Below are 16256 nucleotides of genomic sequence, written 5' to 3'. Positions count from 1 at the left end.
TCAGCCCGGTCGGCCGAGTTGGCAGCGTGGTGCCAACTCGGCCGACGCAACTGACGTTACGGACGACCGGACTGACGTCTCGGCGGGGAGGTTCAGGCCCGGGCGTGACGCCTGATCCAGCCCTTCCCATCGGCTCCGATGCCTTCGAGGAGCCGCAGGGCGTGGTCGAATCCGGTGGCGTCCAGGTTGAGCCTGACCAGCTTCACCAGGTCCGGGTCGGGCGGCGCCTGGGTGGTCTCGCCGTCGCCCAGACCGTCGTCGGCCTCGCTGCCCACCGCCTCGGCTGCGATGACGCCCTCGGCGACGCGGATCTCGCGAGGCTCCCCATTGTTGAGCATCACCGCGAGCACACGACCGCCGTTCACCTCCTCGATGACCTTGACCGAGGTGATGCTGTCGAGCTGGAAGTTCTCCCGGGAGACCTTCCCGATCTCGCCGGTCCTGAAGTCGAGATCAGCGGTGACCTCGCGTACGCCGTCGACGGTGACGAGATAGATGCGGAGCTGATACTTCGAGTAGCGCCACGGACCGTCGTCGACCCGCCCCCGCCGCCACCCGGGTCCAGGCTGGCGGATGACGGCGTTGGAGACGACCTCGCAACGCTTCCATTTCGCCTCCTCGAGCACCTTGCCGATGAGCACCGTGATGTCGCTGAGCAGCCAGGTCTCCATCTCCTGCTCGGTCGGCATCTGGTCGCTGATGGTCTGTTTCCAGCGCTCGAACTCCTGGCGGCGCCGGTCGAGCAACGCCGCCGCCTCCGCCTCGTCGTCGGCGGCGCTCCTGCGGGCACGGTAGAGGCGGTAGCCGACGCTCACCGCGAGACACCCGCTGACCAGTACGACCAGGAGTACGAGCTGGCCGGCGAGACTGCTTGCCCGGAACAGCACCACCGCGGCAGCGACCGCGACCGCGAGAGCGCCGAGGAAGCGAAGAGCCGCTCGCCAGTCGGGCCGGCTCGCGGCACCGAGGTCGTGGAACGTACCGGCCTCGAAGCTCCGCTTGTCCTCGATCGCGTGATAGCGGATCAGCCAGTGCAGGCTCTCGGCGCAGGTCCGCTGCTCGCGGAACGTCTCCGCGAGCTCCTCGCGCAGCCGCTGCCTGACCCCTGCTGTCAGGTCGAGCCACTCCTGCGCCGACACGTCGGCCGGGCGGTGTCTGGCGTAGTAGAAGTTCATCGAGTGGCGCAGCTGGGAGACGAAGCCCTTGCCGTCGCGGGACCCGTCCTCGGCGAACCCGTTCCCGTGGTGGCGGCGCTCGTTGAGGCTGACCCGGTCCGCGCGGTACATCCAGCCGAAGAGGTCCCTCCCGAGGACCGCTCCGGCCACCAGGAGCACCATGAGCGCGGCGACGCCCCACGGACTCCCACCGCTCAGGGTCAGCCACCCCAGGATGCTGACGGCGAGAGCGCACACGGCGACTCCGGCGACCTCCGCCGGGTGTCCTTCCGGCGCTTCGTAGCCAGCCGCCGGGGCGCCGCGGCGAGGCATCGCCGGCGTCGGCTCGAAGTAGACCCGGGCCCGGGCGGTCCGCTCGTTGGCGAACCGTGCCCCCCGGGCCCGCTCCAACGTACGCTCCCACAGGCGCTGGGCGGTGACCCCTGCGAGCACGTCCACGAGGTGATAGCTGATCTTGTCGAGGAGGTCCTCGTCCAGCTCGTGGAGCGCTGCCTCGGCCGCGACCGCATCACCGGTCGCGCCGTCGAGCAGGTGCTGGATCAGCAGACCCAGCGCCTGCAGGGCATCGGTGTAGCGATCCTCGGGGTCGTAGAAGTCGAAGGTCAGCATCGCTGCTCTGAGCCGATCACGCTCGTCCTCGCCGAGATCGCGGAAGGACCGCTTGCTGAACATCGCCAGCAGCCAGTGGAACTGAACCTCCGCCTGGTCGTGGCGGCGCCTGATCGCCTCGCTGATCAGCTCTTCGGCTCGCCGCGGGGAACCCGCTTCGAGGTAGCGCCGCCCGACGATGTAGCGCTGCTCGGCGGTGTCCTCGGGCGTGATGTGGAAGTGGCGGTTGTGGTGGTGGATCTCGTAGGCCTGGTTCTCCACGATGCTGCCCGGTTGGGCGATGTTGTGCGCCGCGCCGGGTCCGGGTTGGCCGGAGTCCCCCGTCCTCATGCCAGCCCCTGGAGCGCAGCGACCGCGAGCGCCACCTTCGTTGCGACCGCGGCCGTGTCGGAGACGATCCCGCTGAGCTTCTTGAAGGCGAGGATCGCCTCGGTCCGGCAGGAATCGTCCTCCTGGTTCGCGAGCGACTCGGCGACCTCGAGCTCCCCACGGGCAGCCTGGTACGTCCTTCTGTCGAGGTCCCCGGCAGCGTGATGCATGATCAGCAGCGCCCGCAGGTCCGCGATGATCTCGGCGAGCTCCGCCTCGGCGCCCCGGTGGATCGCAGGCGCCATCTGCAGCGTGGTGGCCCCCAGCGTGTGACCCTGGGCGCCGACGGTGCCGCCGACGTTGATGTTGGAGACGTTGCCGCCGCCCCCGGGACGTACGCCGTCCCGCTCCGAGGACACCCTGTCGGCCCCCGCACGGGCGCGCGGGACGACCGGCGACGCCTCGAGCAGGGCGACCGCGAGCTCGATGGTGAACGCCGCCGCGTTGGCCGCGGCGCGCGGCTGCCAGTGGAGATCGTTGCCGACCGTCTTGTCGCCGCCGGCTCGGTCGCTGATCCCGCGTACGACACCGACCGGGAGGCGGTTGAGGTGACCCGCCTCAGCGATGCCTGCACCCTCCATCTCGATGGCCGCGGCATCGTTGTAGTGCTGGTTGATCCATCTCGCCTCCTGGGAGATCCGCGACTTCTGGACCACCTCACCGGCGGCGATGGGGCCACACATGACTGCCGGGAGGCTCGAGCCGGCCGGGAGTCGCTTGATCCAGTCTCGTCGCCGGACGATCTCGCGGACCTCCTCGCTCACCGCGTGGTCCAGCTTCCACGACTCCGGTCGCGCCCGGAGGCCGTGGTCCTCCCCGGCGGCGCTGTGGTAGGCGTAGATCTTGGAGCCGACGACCACGTCTCCCAGCTCGATCGAGTCGCGAAGCGCACCGGCGACGCCGGAGAAGAGCAGCGCGACCGGTCGGAAGCGGTTGATCGCGCGCTCGGCCAGCGCTGCGGCCGCTTTGTTGCCGGCACCGGTCCGGCCGATCACGACCCGGCAGGACGTGCCGCGCACGGTGCCGATCTCGTAGTGGGTTCCCGACTCCGGACGCTCGGGCACGGGGTCGACGAGATGCTCGCGCACCGCGTCGTACTCGATATCAAGGGCGGTCAGCACGACGGCTACCCGTGGCTCAGTCATGGCTTCTCCTTGGTGTGGTTGGAACTCGGTTGTCGGTCTCACGCGGTGTGACCCGGTGTTACTCGGTGTGAGGCGGTGTCGTGGGGACGGATGATCGGTGGGTTGAGCACCGAGGCATGCCCGGCCCGGAACAGGCGCGCCGGCCGGCCTCCGGTCGTCCTGCGCTCGCCCCCTGCCGGCTCGATGAAGCCCTGCGCACGCTGGGCCTTGCGGTAGAAGTTGCCGGGATCCAGACCGATGCCCCATACGGCCTCATAGACCCGCTGAAGGTCGGAGATGGTGAAGGTCTCGGCGCAGAACGCCGTCGCGAGGCAGGTGTGCTCGAGCTTCGTACGTGCCCGCTCGATCGCGTCCTCGAGGATCTGCTGGTGATCGAAGGCCAGCCTCACCCGACCCGAGATCACCTCCTCGACCGGGACCCAGGCCGCCTGTGTCGCATCGGTCCCGGCCACCGGCTCGGGCAGCCCCGGCGCGATGGCCAGATAGACCACCGACACCACGCGTCCTCGTGGGTCGCGATCGGGTCTGCCGTAGAAGCCGAGCTGCTCGATGTGCAGCCCCGCCCCGTCCAAGTCGGTCTCCTCGCGCAGCTCACGCAGCGCTGCGTCTCGGACGTCCTCCTCGACATGCTTGAGGAATCCTCCCGGGAGTGCGCGCGAACCACGGAAAGGCTCGTTGCCTCGCTCGATCAGCAGCACCTGGAAGCTCGTCCCACGCATCGTGAGGATCACCAGGTCCACCGCCACCAAGACCGACGGTCGAGTTCGTGACGTGTTCGCGGGCACTCATCATCACCCCCCCCCTTTTTGTCGTAATGACAATAAAAAGTTTAAGGCGATATCTTGATGTTCGCTTCCATTCTCATTCATTTGTTCCGGATATCGGCACCAAACTGCCGAAGCGTCACTTAGGTCGGCCGAGGCGGCACCTCGGTGACGCCTCGGCCGACCGGAGTGACGCCTCGGCCGACCGGAGTGACGGCTCGACCGGTCAGCGGCGGGCGGTGACGTAGCAGGCGACGGCGGTGGCGGCGGCTACGTTGAGGGAGTCGATGCCGGCGGACATCGGGATGATGGCGCGACGGTCGGCGGCCTGCTGCCAGCGCGGGGATATGCCGTGGCCCTCAGAGCCGAGGACGAGAGCGACCTTGTCGACGCCCTCGACTGCCTTCTCGATGTCGACAGCGTCGTCGGCCAGGGTCAGAGCGACGGTGGTGAAGCCGGCGGCGGAGAGGGACGGGAGCGCTTCGTACCAGTCCGGCAGGCGGGTCCACGGCAGCGCGAAGACCGCGCCCATCGCGACCTTGATCGAGCGGCGGTAGAGCGGGTCGGCGCAGCGTGGCGCCAGCAGCACCGCGTCGAACCCGAGCGCGGCGCCCGACCGGAAGATCGCGCCGACGTTGGTGTGGTCGACGATGTCCTCGAGCACCAGGACCGAGCGGGCACCCTCGAGCACCGAGTCGACCGACGACAGCGGCCTACGCTTCAGCGATGCCAGCGCACCGCGGTGCACATGGAACCCGGTCACCTCCTCGGCGGCCTTTTCGCTCATCACGTAGCACGGCGCGTCGGTCGTCGCGAGCGTGTCCGCGAGCCCGTCAAGCCACTTGGGCGCCATCAGGAACGAGCGCGGCTCGAAGCCACCGGCCACGGCGCGGCGTACGACCTTCTCGCCTTCCGCCAGGAAGAGTCCCTCGGACGACTCCAGCGACTTTCGCAGCTCGACGTCGCGAAGATCGCGATAGTCGGCGAGCCGAGGATCGGCAGGGTCGGAGATCTCGATCAAGTGGGCCATGAGGGTTCAAGCCTAGGGCCACCAGAAATCCCGTGCTCACGCGGAGGAGCGGATGGATTCCTCCGGCTATGCCCGACGACCAGGGTTGAACCTTCGTCGAGGTATGTAGTCGAAGGGTCACATCCCGTGCGGAGGTCCGCTGGGGATGTGATCCTTGACCGGTATACCCTGACGAAGGACCCGCAACAGCTCAGCGGAGCCCGGCTTGGTGCGGAGGGATACTCCCTCGGACTACTGGCTCACACGGCAACCCAAGAGCCGACTCATTGCAACGAACCGACGGATAGCCGACCCGCTGAATCTGGGTCAGAAAGAGTCGGGGTGGGCGACGCGGACGACCTCGCCGACGACGATGATCGCCGGGGGCTGGACGTTCTCGTCGGCCAAGGTCTTCTCGAGGGTCTCGAGGGTCGCCAGGACCGTACGCTCCGTGGGCATCGTGCCGTCGCAGATCACCGCGACCGGGGTCGACGCGGAGCGACCGCCATCGAGCAACGCGGTCGCGATCGCCGGGGCGTTCTGGACGGCCATCAGGAGGACCAGCGTGCCACCGAGCTGAGCGACGGCGGACCAGTTGGTCAGCGAGGTGGGGTCGCCCGGCGGGACGTGGCCGGAGATGACGGTGAACTCGTGCGCGACGCCGCGGTGGGTCACCGGGATCCCAGCGACACCGGGCACGGTCACCGGCGAGGTCAGGCCGGGGATGACGTGGACCGGCACGCCGGCCTCACGACACGCCAGCACCTCCTCGAAGCCGCGGCCGAAGATGAAGTTGTCGCCGCCCTTGAAGCGCGCGACCGCCTTCCCCTCCAGGGCCGCCTCGACGATGATCCGGTTGATCTCCCCCTGCTGGGCAGAGCGGCCGCGGGGAAGCTTGGCGACGTCGACCAGCTCGACGTCGGCAGGCAGCTCGGAGAGCAGCTCTCGCGGCGCCAGCCGGTCGGCGACGACGATGTCGGCCTCCATCAGGGCCTTGCGGCCGGCGACCGAGATCAGCCCGGGGTCACCCGGGCCGCCACCGATCAAGGTCACGCCGGGCACGCGCTGACGCTCGTGCGGAGCGATCAGGTCACCGGAGCGCAGTCCGTCGAGGATCCGGTCACGCACGCCCGCGGAGCGCCGCGGGTCACGGTTGGCCAGCACGGCGACGGTCAGGTCGCCATCGTGTCCGGTCGCCGGGGTCCAGGCGGTGGCCTGCGTGCCGTCGTCGGAGCGTACGCAGAAGATCCGTCGCTCCTCGGCGGCGGCCGAGATCTCCTCGTTGACGTCGGCGTTCTGGGTCGCGGCGATGACGTACCAGGCGCCGTCGAGCACGTCGGCCGAGAAGCGGGCCCGGTGCCAGGTGATCTCGCCCGAGCCGAGCAGCCCTTCCAGGGCGGGGGTCAGCGACGGCGAGACGACCTCGACCCGCGCCCCCGAGGCGATCAGCGCAGGCACGCGCCGTTGCGCCACCCGGCCGCCACCCACGACGACCACCCTGCGCCCCTCCAGGATGAGACCGGCGGGATAGGGAACGGCATGCTCAGAACTCATGGGTACATCCTCGCCCAACACCGGGGCGCGGCCTGACAACGGGTCGATTCGCGGACTACGTTGGTGGGCATGGCACTCGATCGTCCGGTGAAGCCGGATCCCTACTCGCTCATGCCCGCCCTGCCGTCCTTCACGCTGACCAGCGAGGACGTGACGGACGGCCAGCCGCTGAAGCAGGACCAGGTCTACGACGGCGGCAACACCTCCCCGCAGCTCAGCTGGAGCGGCGCACCCGCGGGCACGAAGTCGTACGTCATCACCTGCTTCGATCCCGACGCGCCCACCCCCAGCGGTTTCTGGCACTGGGCACTGGTCGACGTCCCCGCCGACGTGACCGAACTGCCCGCCGGTGCCGGGGCCGGCACCGCCGAGCTCCCGGGCAAGGCGTTCCACGTCGCGACCGACTTCGGCACCAAGGAGTTCGGCGGCGCCGCTCCCCCGGCCGGTGACCAGGTCCACCGCTACTACTTCGTCGTCCACGCCGTCGGCGAGGAGACGCTGGGAGTGAACGACGAGGTCACCCCGGCCGTCGTCTCCTTCAACCTGGCGTTCAAGGCGCTGGCCCGCGCCGTCGTGGTGGGCACCTACCAGCACTGAGCCTCCGACGGCGGGAGCCCCAGGGCTCCCGTCGTCAGCCGGATGCGAGGTGGGTCAGCAGCGTCGGCGTACGTCGATGCTCGACGTCGCCGGAGAGGCCGAACGCCAGAAACATCTCGCTCAGACACTGTTCGAACTGCCGCCTGCCACTGAAGAACCTGCTGATGATCGCGCGGTTGGGGAATCCGGCGTGGATCATGCCCAGCACCTCGCTCTGGCGCATCGTCAGCCTCGCGATCACCTCCGGATCGGCGTCCTGCGACGCCTCGACCATCCGAGCGATGACCTCCGGGTCGACGACGACCTCACCTGAGGCCACCCGGCCGACGACGTCGAGGAAGTGAGGGACGGTGCGTACGCGGGACTTGCGCAGGTAGCCGAGACCGCCGGTGCCGGCGCTGGCGAAGACAGCGGACGCGTAGGCCGTCTCGACCGTGTCGGCGAGCACGACGATGCCCATCTCCGGGACCTTCTCGTGCAGCCGGAGGGCTGCCCGGATGCCCTCGTCGTCCGGCCCCGAGCCGAGCCGGGCGTCGGTCACGACCAGCGTGGGCAGCGTGTCGGTCGCCGCCTGGACGAGCGCCTCGGCATCAGCGGCGTCGGCGACCACCTGGTAGCCACCACGCGCGAGCAGGGCCGTGAGTCCAGCACGAAGGAGAGGCGACTCGTCGGCAACGACGACGCTCGGCTCATAGCTGGGCACAACGGCTCCGCTCGGTGCTGGGGGTAGCGGTCGAGACGCATTCTGTCGCACTTCCTCGCAAACCCCCGGTATCTCGGCTCCGTGTTCACATCGGCAGCCGAACCGAACCCCGGCAGGTCAGAACTCCGGCGGCCCTTCGGAGGCTCTCTTGAGCAGCGTCTCGAAGGACGTCGGGTTCGCGAACTCGTCCTCCACCAGCGTCCGATGCGGCGCCGGGGAGGGCGAGGCGACGCCCACCGCCAGCAGGGCTGCAAGCTCGGCGGCGGCCCGGTCGACCCGCTTGGGGAGCTCCGGCCCGCCCGCGAAGTCCTCGGTGGCGGCGAAGACCCCGGTGGGGACGACCACGGCGTGCAGGTAGGCGAAGAGCGGCCGCAGCGCGTGCTCGAGCACCAGCGAGTGCCGGGCCGTCCCGGCGGTGGCGGCGATCAGGACCGGCTTCGCGTCGAGGACGCCCTGCTCGAGTACGTCGAAGAACGTCTTGAACAGGCCCGAGTAGGAGGCCGAGAAGACAGGCGTCACCGCGATGACGGCGTCGGCACAGCGCACCTGGTCGATGGCCGACTGGAGCGCCGGCTTGGCGAAGCCGGTGAGCAGGTTGTCGGTCAGCTCGTGGGCCAGGCCGCGCAGCTCTACGTGCTCGACCTCGACCTCCGCGCCCCGGGCCTGGACGGCCCGGGTCGTGGCGTCGCCGAGCATGTCGGCGAGCAGCTTGGTCGAGGACGGGACCGAGAGCCCCGCGGAGACCACGACGATCCGGGTCACAGCTCCCCCTCGAGAACCTTGGCGACCTCCGGGTCCTCCAGGTCGCGGTCGGACGAGCCGGTGGCGGAGTCACCCTCGGCGTAGACGGTGGAGTCCTTCGCGCCGCCGGCCTTCTCCACCAGGGAGGCGTGGGTCGGGGCGTCCGGGACACCGGGCTTGCGCAGCTTCTCGAACTCCGCGCGCAGGGTCGGGAGGATCTCGCCATAGAGGTCGAGCTGCTCCAGCACCGTCTTCAGCGGCAGCCCGGCGTGGTCGAGCAGGAAGAGCTGGCGCTGGTAGTCACCGACGTACTCGTGGAACGAGAGCGTCCGCTCGATGACCTGCTGCGGCGACCCGACGGTCAGCGGTGTGGCCTCGGTGAAGTCCTCCAGCGAGGGGCCGTGGCCGTAGACCGGGGCGTTGTCGAAGTAGGGCCGGAACTCGTCGATCGCGTCCTGGGAGTTGGGCCGCATGAAGAACTGCCCGCCCAGCCCGACGATGGCCTGGTCCGCGGTGCCGTGGCCGTAGTGCTCGAAGCGCTGACGGTAGAGCTGCACCATCTGCTTGGTGTGCGAGGCCGGCCAGAAGATGTGGTTGTGGAAGAAACCGTCGCCATAGTAGGCGGCCTGCTCGGCGATCTCGGGCGAGCGGATCGAACCATGCCAGACGAACGGCGCGACGCCGTCCAGCGGCCGCGGGGTCGAGGTGTAGCCCTGCAGCGGGGTGCGGAACCTACCCGACCAGTCGACCACGTCCTCGCTCCACAGCCGGCGCAGCAGGGCGTAGTTCTCGACCGCCAGGTTGATGCCCTGGCGGATGTCCTTGCCGAACCAGGGGTAGACCGGGCCGGTGTTGCCGCGGCCCATCATCAGGTCGACGCGACCGTCGGTGAGGTGCTGGATCTTGGCGTAGTCCTCCGCGATCAGCACCGGGTCGGTCGTGGTGATCAGGGTGGTCGCGGTGCTCAAGATGATGTTCTCGGTCTTGGCGCCGATGTAGGCCAGCGTCGCGGTCGGGTTCGAGGCGATGAACGGCGGGTTGTGGTGCTCACCGGTCGCGAAGACGTCCAGGCCCACCTCCTCGGCGTGCTTGGCGATCTCGACGGTCGCCTTGATGCGCTCGTGCTCCGTCGGGGTCCTGCCGGTCGTCGGGTCCATCGTGACGTCACCGACGGTGAAGATGCCGAACTGCATACCCATGGTTCCCTGCCCCTTTCGTGGACTCTTCCACGATAGTTGAAATCCGAACTACTCGGCAAACAGTTGCTGCATCAACCTTATTCCAGGAAACCCCTTGGCGTACGCAGGCCCTGTTGTGCCAACGTACGTCAGGTGTCCGGGGCCCTGCATGCACAGATCAGTGTGTACGCCGCGATCGCGACCAGGTCCTTCCGCCGCTACTCCACCTACACCGTGGCGACGCTCGCCGGGATCTTCACCAACTCGGTCTTCGGCATCATCCTCAGCTTCGCCTATCTGGCGCTGTGGGAGCAGAACCCGTCGGCCGGCGGCTACGAGGCCGACCAGGCGGTGACCTTCGTCTGGATCGGGCAGGCGCTGCTGATGACGATCGCGCTGTGGAGCGGCGGGGCGACCGACGACCTCGCCGAGCGGATCCGCAACGGCGACATCGCCGTCGACCTCTACCGTCCCGTCAGCGTGCTCGGCTGGTATCTCGCGGCCGACCTCGGCCGCGGGCTCTACCACTTCGCGACCCGGGGCGTGGCCCCGACGATCATCGGCGCGCTGCTGTTCGGGCTGGTCATGCCCTCCCCCGCGGGTGCGGTCGGGTTCCTGGTCAGCGTCACGCTCGCGGTGGTGGTCAGCTTCGCGGTCCGGTTCCTCTTCGCCGCCAGCGCGTTCTGGCTCCTGGACGCGACCGGCCCACGGGTCCTGCTCAGCGTGCTGGCGACGTTCTTCAGCGGGCTGACTCTGCCGCTCAACCTCTTCCCCGACGGCCTGCGCCAGGTCGCGCTGGCGCTGCCGTTCGCCTCCTACATCCAGACCCCGGCCGACATCTGGCTGGGCCGCCACACCGGGCTCGACATGCTCGCCGCGATCGGGCTGCAGGTCGCCTGGGCGGTCGTGCTCCTGGGGGTCTGCGCACTCGTGCTGCGCGCCGCGACCCGCAAGGTGGTGGTCCAGGGTGGCTGAGGTCGCTCATGCGGTGCGCTCCTACTGGCTGATCGCGCTGCTGTGGATCCGGGCGGCGATGGCCTATCCCCTCTCCTTCTGGACGATGACCGTCGGCGGGGTGCTGATCACCTTCCTCGACTTCGTGGCGATCTGGCTGATGTTCAGCCACATCGACTCCTACGGCGGCTTCACGCTGCGCGAGATCGCGCTGCTCTACGGGGTCACCTCGATCGCGTTCCGGGTCGCCGACATGCTGGTCGGCAGCGTGGAGAAGATCGGTCAGAAGGTACGCACCGGGGAGCTGGACGCGATGATGAGCAAGCCGGTCCCGGTGCTGGTGCAGCTGTGCGCCGACCGGTTCGAGCTGCGCCGGCTCGGCCAGATCGCCCAGGCCGTCGCGGTGTTCGCGTGGGCCGCGCCGACCGTCGAGTGGACCCCACAGCGGCTGGCGGTGCTCGTGATGGCGCTGGTCTCGGGCGTGGTCATCTACTTCTGCGTGTTCGTGACGTTCTCGACCATCCAGTTCTGGACCCTGGACGCCTCCGAGTTCGCCAACGCCTTCACCTACGGCGGGAACACGATCATGCAGTACCCGATGACGATCTTCCCGCGCGAGGTCGTCCGCTCGCTGACCTACCTGCTGCCGCTGACGTTCGTGAACTGGTACCCCTGCCTGTTCCTGCTCGGCCTCCACGACCCGTTCGGTGCCCCGGACTGGTTCCGCTTCGCCTCTCCCCTGGCCGCGCTCGCGCTGGTCGGCGTGACCACGCTGGTGTGGCGCCAGGGGCTTCGCCGCTACCGATCGACTGGGAGCTGATGTGTCGCTGATCGAGGTGCGGGACCTGTCCCGCGAGTTCACGATCCGCAAGAGGGCGGGTCGTCTGAGACGTACGTCGGTGGTGAAGCAGGCCGTCCACGACCTCTCGTTCGAGATCGACGCCGGTGAGATGGTCGGCTACATCGGCCCGAACGGCGCCGGGAAGTCGACGACCATCAAGATGCTCACCGGCATCCTGGTGCCTTCCGGCGGGTCGGCGCGGGTGGCCGGTCTGGAGCCGTCGCGCCAGCGCCGGGAGCTCGCCCGGCGGATCGGGGTGGTCTTCGGGCAGCGTACGTCGCTGTGGTGGGACCTGCCGCTGCGCGACTCCTTCGAGCTGCTGCGACGCATCTACCGGATCGGTGACCGGACCTACCACCGCAACCTGGACGACCACGTCGCCCTGCTCGACCTCGGCGACCTGATGGACACGCCGGTGCGGCAGCTCTCCTTGGGGCAGCGGATGCGCGGCGACATCGCGGCCGCCCTGCTTCACGACCCCGAGATCCTCTACCTCGACGAGCCCACGATCGGCCTCGACGTGATCTCCAAGGGACGCCTGCGGGAGTTCCTGCGCGCCCTCAACCACGAGCGCGGCACCACCCTGATGCTCACCACGCACGACCTGCAGGACATCGAGGCGCTGTGCGACCGGGTCATCGTCATCGACCACGGCACCGCCGTCTTCGACGGCCCCCTGCCCTCCCTGCGAGCCAACGGCGACGCCTCCCGCACCCTCGTCGTCGACCTCGTCGACGAGGCCTCCCCGATCGCCATCGAGGGCGCTCGGGTTCTGAAGGTCGAGGGCCCCCGCCAATGGCTCTCCTTCCCCGCCGGCGCCTCCGCCGCGCCGCTGGTGGCGCAGGTCGCGGCTGCGTACGACGTTGCCGATCTGTCCATCCACGAGCCCGACATCGAGGACGTCATCCGGCAGCTCTACTCCCGCTGATCGTCACGTGGGTCGCGCGTTGGCGACCTGGCGTAATGCTGAGACCGTGCCTACCCATGCGCCGGCCTCCGGATGAACCCATCCAACGAGCTCGATGGCGTCCTCGAGGTCCGCGAGTAGGTCACGGCGATGGATGGGCTCGTGGTGGGCGGCCCGGTTGCGGACCAGCATCAGACTCACAAGACGTCGTTCGACGTCCCGACGTCTCTTCCGGATGTCCGGGGCGGCGCCTGGGAACGCCTTGTGAAGCGAAGGAACCCATGACGAGGCGTGATAGCGCTGGGAAACCAGATAACGCCAGAACCCGAAGCTCAGCTCCGCGACCACTCGCCCATGCTCTTCCGGCCGCCTTCCGCGCAGGGTCGCCCTGGATCGAGCCTTGGCGACGTCATCGCGTCCGCGCTGGTCGAGTGGCAGGACGCCGACCCAGTCTTGGTGACCTTTCCGACGCGCCCACGAGAGGAGTTGGCGGTCGATGGCATTGCGAACGATGACCTCCACCGTCCCCGTCGTAGCCATGACCGCCGACCCGGCGCTCATGTTCCACTCGTACAGCCGCAGCGAGCGACTGATGTCCTCGCCGCAGGCATGCAGGTAGGAACTCAATCTCTCTGCGGTCAGGAGATGACGAAGCGTCGCATCCGTCCATCCGCCGTTCCCTCGGCTGGCGTTTGACATCCCACCGTTCCCCCGTAGAGTTGAACGCGAAGACCCCGGAACGATCCCTGGCAGCAGCCACATCGCCGGGGTTTCGCCTTGTCCGCGGCCTTGTGGCCGACTGTAGACGGACCCACCGACAACCTCGGACGACGCGGAGAACTCAGGAGTCGATGCGGAGGACGGTGAGGTCGTCGGGCTGGCGGGAGAGGTCGGCGAGGGTGTGGCGCAGGCGGTCGAGGAGGGACTCGACGGAGACGGCGGCGACCGCGGTGTCGGGGTAGCGGACGCGGACGGCGAGGCCGGTGTGGGTGCGGGCGAACCAGATCTGGACGTCGTCGGCCTGGGTGGAGGCCGAGATGTGCTGGGCGTCGCGGTCGAGGTGGGCCGAGCCGCCGGGGACGTGGCGGTAGTCGACCCAGGAGACGACGAAGACGTCGCTGCGGGTCTGCACCAACGGCTCGGTGAGCGAGCCGAGGACCTGGTCGAGCGGCACCGACCCGAGGCGTACGCCCTGACGGACCGCGTCACCGGCCTCTGCCAGGCCCAGATCGGTGAGCGAGGCGGGGACGGTGAGCGGGACGGTGGTGGTGTACCAGCCGATCGAGCGGGTCAGCGCCTCCGCGGAGCGGGTCGAGACCGGCGCCATCGTGTCCAGCCGGTCGCCGCCACCGAGGTCGGAGATCGCGGTGGCGAGAGCGGCCAGGACGGCGGCGTACGTCGATGCGCCGCTGTTGCGGGCGCGGGTGCCGATGCGCTCCATCAGGGCGGCGTCGGCCAGCGGAGCGACGGCGGTGGCCTGGGCGGCCCGCTCGCCGGGCTCGAGGCCGAGCGGGAGCGGGAAGGTCGGCAGCCGGTGGTCGCGACCGCTCAGGAACTCGCTCCAGCCGCGGAGCAGCGGGTCGTCGGCGGCCACCCAGGCGGGCCCGTCGTGTCCCTCGGCGACGGCTTCGAGGAACGACGTCACCGGCGGCAGCGGCGGCTCCTCGCCACTCTCGGTGAAGGCGGCGTAGAGGTGGGCGAGCTCCTCGACCGCGACGGCGACCGAGTGGGCGTCGCAGTGCAGGTGGTCCATGCCGAGGACGATCGTGGATCGGTCGGGGCGGGAGATCGCGGCCGGCAGGAAGGCCGGGTAGGCGAAGGGGCCGCACCGTTCGTCGAGGGCGGCGTGCAGCGCGGCGCGGGTCTCCTCGACGGTGCTGGTGTGGCCGACGGTGGCGACCGACCAGGTCAGGGTGCCGGGGTGGTGTCGGCGGGCATGGAGCCCCTCGGACCCGGCGACGACCTCGAGCTGCAGACTGCCGTGGCGGGCGAGGAAGGCGCGCCAGGTGCGCGAGAGCGCGACCGGCTCGATGGGCCCGTCGACGTCGAAGGCGGCGGCCAGCCATACGGTCGGCGCCCCGGCCATCGCGCCGGCGAGGTGGTTGCGCTGGTTGAGCGAGAGCTCAGTCGGCGCGCCGCGACCGGGCGCGGAGAGGTCCCAGCGCAGCAACGTGCCCGGCCGGGGCTCCCACAGGTCAGCGGTCGTGACCAGCATGTCCGGTCCCGATGATCGCTTCGGCATCGACCGGACGCACCGACAGGCCGAGCCCGGCGAGCACGTCGTGGACCGCCGCGAAGAAGGTCGCCACGGACCGTCCGCCCTGCTCGGTGTCGGGGCTCTGGGTGGCCAGCTCGAAGCGGTCCTCGAAGCGGTTGACCCACAGGCTCGCGTTGGCGGTGCGGCCCTCGCCGGTGAAGTGCAGCCCGGTGTCGAAGGGGGTGGTCCCGGCGCCGGGGAACTTGCGTACGTCCAGGTAGGAGACCATCTGCGGGCTCGCCAGCTCGGTCGGCGCGAGGATCCCGCCGGCGACCATCGCACCGAGCGGCACGTGGACCGGGGTCCTGGCCAGCTCACGAGCCACGCCGAAGGCCTTCTCCGCGCCGACCACGGTCTCCGCGAAGGTCTCCCCCAGCGGCATCGAGACGGGGGCGAAGTTGCAGAACCAGCCGTGCGACATCGTGGTCTGTGGCGACCGGGTGCCCAGCACGGTGATGCCCAGATAGTCGGAGGCGCCGGTCAGTCGCTGCTCGGCGTGGGCCAGCAGCGCGAAGACGCCACTGGTGAACCGACCGCCGGCGGCACGACACAGCGACTCGAGCGCGTCGACCGCCTCACCCTCGAGAGCGGTCCACCGCCGGATCCGGACCGGTGCGGTCTCGCCTTCGGCCAGCCCCAGCGAGACCGGGAAGCGCGGCAGCCGCCCGTCGTGACGCGAGACGATGTCGGCCCACTCGCGCACCGCCGGTGTCTCCGCGTCGCACTGGGCAGCCAGCTGCTGCTCGCCGGCCGCGTACGCCACGAAGCTGTCGGCCTCCGGCAGCTCCTGCGCAGGGGCTCCCAGGGCGGCGGCATAGGCGGCGCCGAGCTCGGCCGGGACCATCAGCTGCGAGGCGCCGTCGGTGAAGGCGTGGTCGCAGCCCCAGAAGTAGCTGAAGCCGTCCTCGCGCACGATCGCGCCGAGCAGGAACGGGGTCCAGGAGTCGGGGCGGCACTGCTCGTCCCACAGGCTGACGAGGAGGTCCTGCCAGCCGCCGGACCAGTCGGACGGCGCCTCGACCTCGACGGCCTCGAAGGCGATCGCCTCGGCCGGGACGAGGTGTCGGACAGGGGTTTCTCCCGAGAGGTCGAACCACGTCCGCAGGCCCTCGTGGCGCCGCACGAACGTGGTCAGCGCCTCGACGTAGGCCGGGGCCGAGAAAGCAACGGAGAACTCCCCCGCGGTGCCGGTCCAGGCGCGGTGCACCCCACCGGAGCCGACCTTGGCCCGATAGGCGTTGAGGTGATCGGCCTGCAGGAACGACGGCGCTCCGGGAGAGATCGGCGCCGCATCCGCCGCCGCCTGACACTCGGCCGTCGGGCGCAGCACGACCACCCGCCCGGGCGCAGGAGCCAGCTCGGCCAGCGCCCCGATCCTCATGCCGCCACCTCCGTCGAGGAGAGCAAAGAATACGGAAGCGGCGGCATGAGCCCGATTGTCGTTCGCTGGCGC

The 16256-nt window shown here is 69.7% G+C and carries 15 protein-coding genes; 4 read left to right on the top strand and 11 right to left on the bottom strand.

Going from position 1 to position 16256, the window contains the following annotated elements; all coding sequences use genetic code 11:
* Positions 1-92: 92 nt before the first annotated feature.
* From BLT25_RS01245 to cobA, 5 genes are all read right to left on the bottom strand, one after another.
* Positions 93-2114, bottom strand: coding sequence for a hypothetical protein (locus BLT25_RS01245; protein ID WP_091041136.1), 2022 nt, complete (start codon positions 2112-2114; stop codon positions 93-95).
* On the bottom strand, positions 2111-3298 hold the full coding sequence (locus tag BLT25_RS01240; RefSeq protein ID WP_091041131.1) for a 5'-methylthioadenosine/S-adenosylhomocysteine nucleosidase family protein: 1188 nt from the start codon (positions 3296-3298) through the stop codon (positions 2111-2113). The genes BLT25_RS01245 and BLT25_RS01240 overlap by 4 nt, the downstream gene beginning before the upstream one ends.
* Before the next feature lie 38 nt (positions 3299-3336).
* Complete coding sequence (locus BLT25_RS01235; RefSeq protein WP_256328394.1) at positions 3337-4044, bottom strand: NUDIX hydrolase; 708 nt, start codon at positions 4042-4044, stop codon at positions 3337-3339.
* Positions 4045-4288: 244 nt separating this feature from the next.
* Complete coding sequence (locus BLT25_RS01230) at positions 4289-5092, bottom strand: TrmH family RNA methyltransferase (RefSeq protein ID WP_091041129.1); 804 nt, start codon at positions 5090-5092, stop codon at positions 4289-4291.
* A 306-nt stretch (positions 5093-5398) separates the two neighbouring features.
* A complete protein-coding gene (gene cobA / locus BLT25_RS01225; protein ID WP_091041127.1) occupies positions 5399-6625 on the bottom strand; it encodes a uroporphyrinogen-III C-methyltransferase in 1227 nt (408 codons plus the stop codon).
* 69 nt (positions 6626-6694) lie between these two features.
* On the opposite strand from cobA, the gene BLT25_RS01220 reads away from it, so the two are divergent.
* A complete protein-coding gene (locus tag BLT25_RS01220) occupies positions 6695-7222 on the top strand; it encodes a YbhB/YbcL family Raf kinase inhibitor-like protein (RefSeq protein WP_091041125.1) in 528 nt (175 codons plus the stop codon).
* A 34-nt stretch (positions 7223-7256) separates the two neighbouring features.
* On the opposite strand, the gene BLT25_RS01215 is transcribed toward BLT25_RS01220, so the two are convergent.
* From BLT25_RS01215 to BLT25_RS01205, 3 genes are all read right to left on the bottom strand, one after another.
* On the bottom strand, positions 7257-7925 hold the full coding sequence (locus tag BLT25_RS01215; RefSeq protein WP_176883524.1) for a response regulator: 669 nt from the start codon (positions 7923-7925) through the stop codon (positions 7257-7259).
* 117 nt (positions 7926-8042) lie between these two features.
* Entirely contained in the window at positions 8043-8687 is a 645-nt protein-coding gene (locus tag BLT25_RS01210; protein ID WP_091041122.1) for an FMN reductase, read from the bottom strand.
* Positions 8684-9859 (bottom strand): LLM class flavin-dependent oxidoreductase, encoded by a 1176-nt coding sequence (locus tag BLT25_RS01205; protein ID WP_091041120.1) that lies wholly within the window; start codon positions 9857-9859, stop codon positions 8684-8686. Before BLT25_RS01205 ends, BLT25_RS01210 begins: the two co-directional genes overlap by 4 nt.
* A gap of 138 nt (positions 9860-9997) precedes the next feature.
* Between BLT25_RS01205 and BLT25_RS01200 the strand changes: the two genes are divergently transcribed.
* The 3 genes from BLT25_RS01200 to BLT25_RS01190 are packed head-to-tail and all read left to right on the top strand — an operon-like array spanning position 9998 to position 12567.
* Complete coding sequence (locus BLT25_RS01200) at positions 9998-10819, top strand: ABC transporter permease (protein WP_256328393.1); 822 nt, start codon at positions 9998-10000, stop codon at positions 10817-10819.
* Entirely contained in the window at positions 10812-11618 is an 807-nt protein-coding gene (locus BLT25_RS01195) for an ABC transporter permease (RefSeq protein WP_091041118.1), read from the top strand. Before BLT25_RS01200 ends, BLT25_RS01195 begins: the two co-directional genes overlap by 8 nt.
* A gap of 1 nt (position 11619) precedes the next feature.
* On the top strand, positions 11620-12567 hold the full coding sequence (locus BLT25_RS01190; protein ID WP_176883522.1) for an ABC transporter ATP-binding protein: 948 nt from the start codon (positions 11620-11622) through the stop codon (positions 12565-12567).
* 3 nt (positions 12568-12570) lie between these two features.
* On the opposite strand, the gene BLT25_RS01185 is transcribed toward BLT25_RS01190, so the two are convergent.
* The 3 genes from BLT25_RS01185 to BLT25_RS01175 form a co-directional block, all read right to left on the bottom strand.
* Positions 12571-13173 carry a hypothetical protein gene (locus BLT25_RS01185; RefSeq protein WP_218131205.1) on the bottom strand — a complete coding sequence of 201 codons (603 nt, stop codon included), beginning with the start codon at positions 13171-13173 and terminating at the stop codon, positions 12571-12573.
* Between the two features lie 214 nt (positions 13174-13387).
* Positions 13388-14761: a condensation domain-containing protein gene (locus BLT25_RS01180; protein WP_176883520.1), complete on the bottom strand. Its 1374-nt coding sequence runs from the start codon at positions 14759-14761 to the stop codon at positions 13388-13390.
* Positions 14742-16184: a condensation domain-containing protein gene (locus tag BLT25_RS01175; RefSeq protein WP_091041112.1), complete on the bottom strand. Its 1443-nt coding sequence runs from the start codon at positions 16182-16184 to the stop codon at positions 14742-14744. Before BLT25_RS01175 ends, BLT25_RS01180 begins: the two co-directional genes overlap by 20 nt.
* Positions 16185-16256: the final 72 nt, after the last annotated feature.

Origin of the sequence: Nocardioides sp. YR527 (genome assembly GCF_900101045.1) — a bacterium.
Lineage (GTDB): Bacteria > Actinomycetota > Actinomycetes > Propionibacteriales > Nocardioidaceae > Nocardioides.
Note: the sequence above shows the minus strand (reverse complement) of the source record. Positions and strands in the feature narration are given on the sequence as shown.

Bases quoted from the DNA above. Each gene is read 5' to 3' on its own strand.
- BLT25_RS01245 (WP_091041136.1), bottom strand. From the start codon at position 2,114: ATGAGGACGGGGGACTCCGGCCAACCCGGACCCGGCGCGGCGCACAAC.
- BLT25_RS01240 (WP_091041131.1), bottom strand. From the start codon at position 3,298: ATGACTGAGCCACGGGTAGCCGTCGTGCTGACCGCCCTTGATATCGAG.
- BLT25_RS01230 (WP_091041129.1), bottom strand. From the start codon at position 5,092: ATGGCCCACTTGATCGAGATCTCCGACCCTGCCGATCCTCGGCTCGCC.
- cobA (WP_091041127.1), bottom strand. From the start codon at position 6,625: ATGAGTTCTGAGCATGCCGTTCCCTATCCCGCCGGTCTCATCCTGGAG.
- BLT25_RS01220 (WP_091041125.1), top strand. From the start codon at position 6,695: ATGGCACTCGATCGTCCGGTGAAGCCGGATCCCTACTCGCTCATGCCC.
- BLT25_RS01205 (WP_091041120.1), bottom strand. From the start codon at position 9,859: ATGCAGTTCGGCATCTTCACCGTCGGTGACGTCACGATGGACCCGACG.
- BLT25_RS01180 (WP_176883520.1), bottom strand. From the start codon at position 14,761: ATGCTGGTCACGACCGCTGACCTGTGGGAGCCCCGGCCGGGCACGTTG.
- BLT25_RS01175 (WP_091041112.1), bottom strand. From the start codon at position 16,184: ATGAGGATCGGGGCGCTGGCCGAGCTGGCTCCTGCGCCCGGGCGGGTG.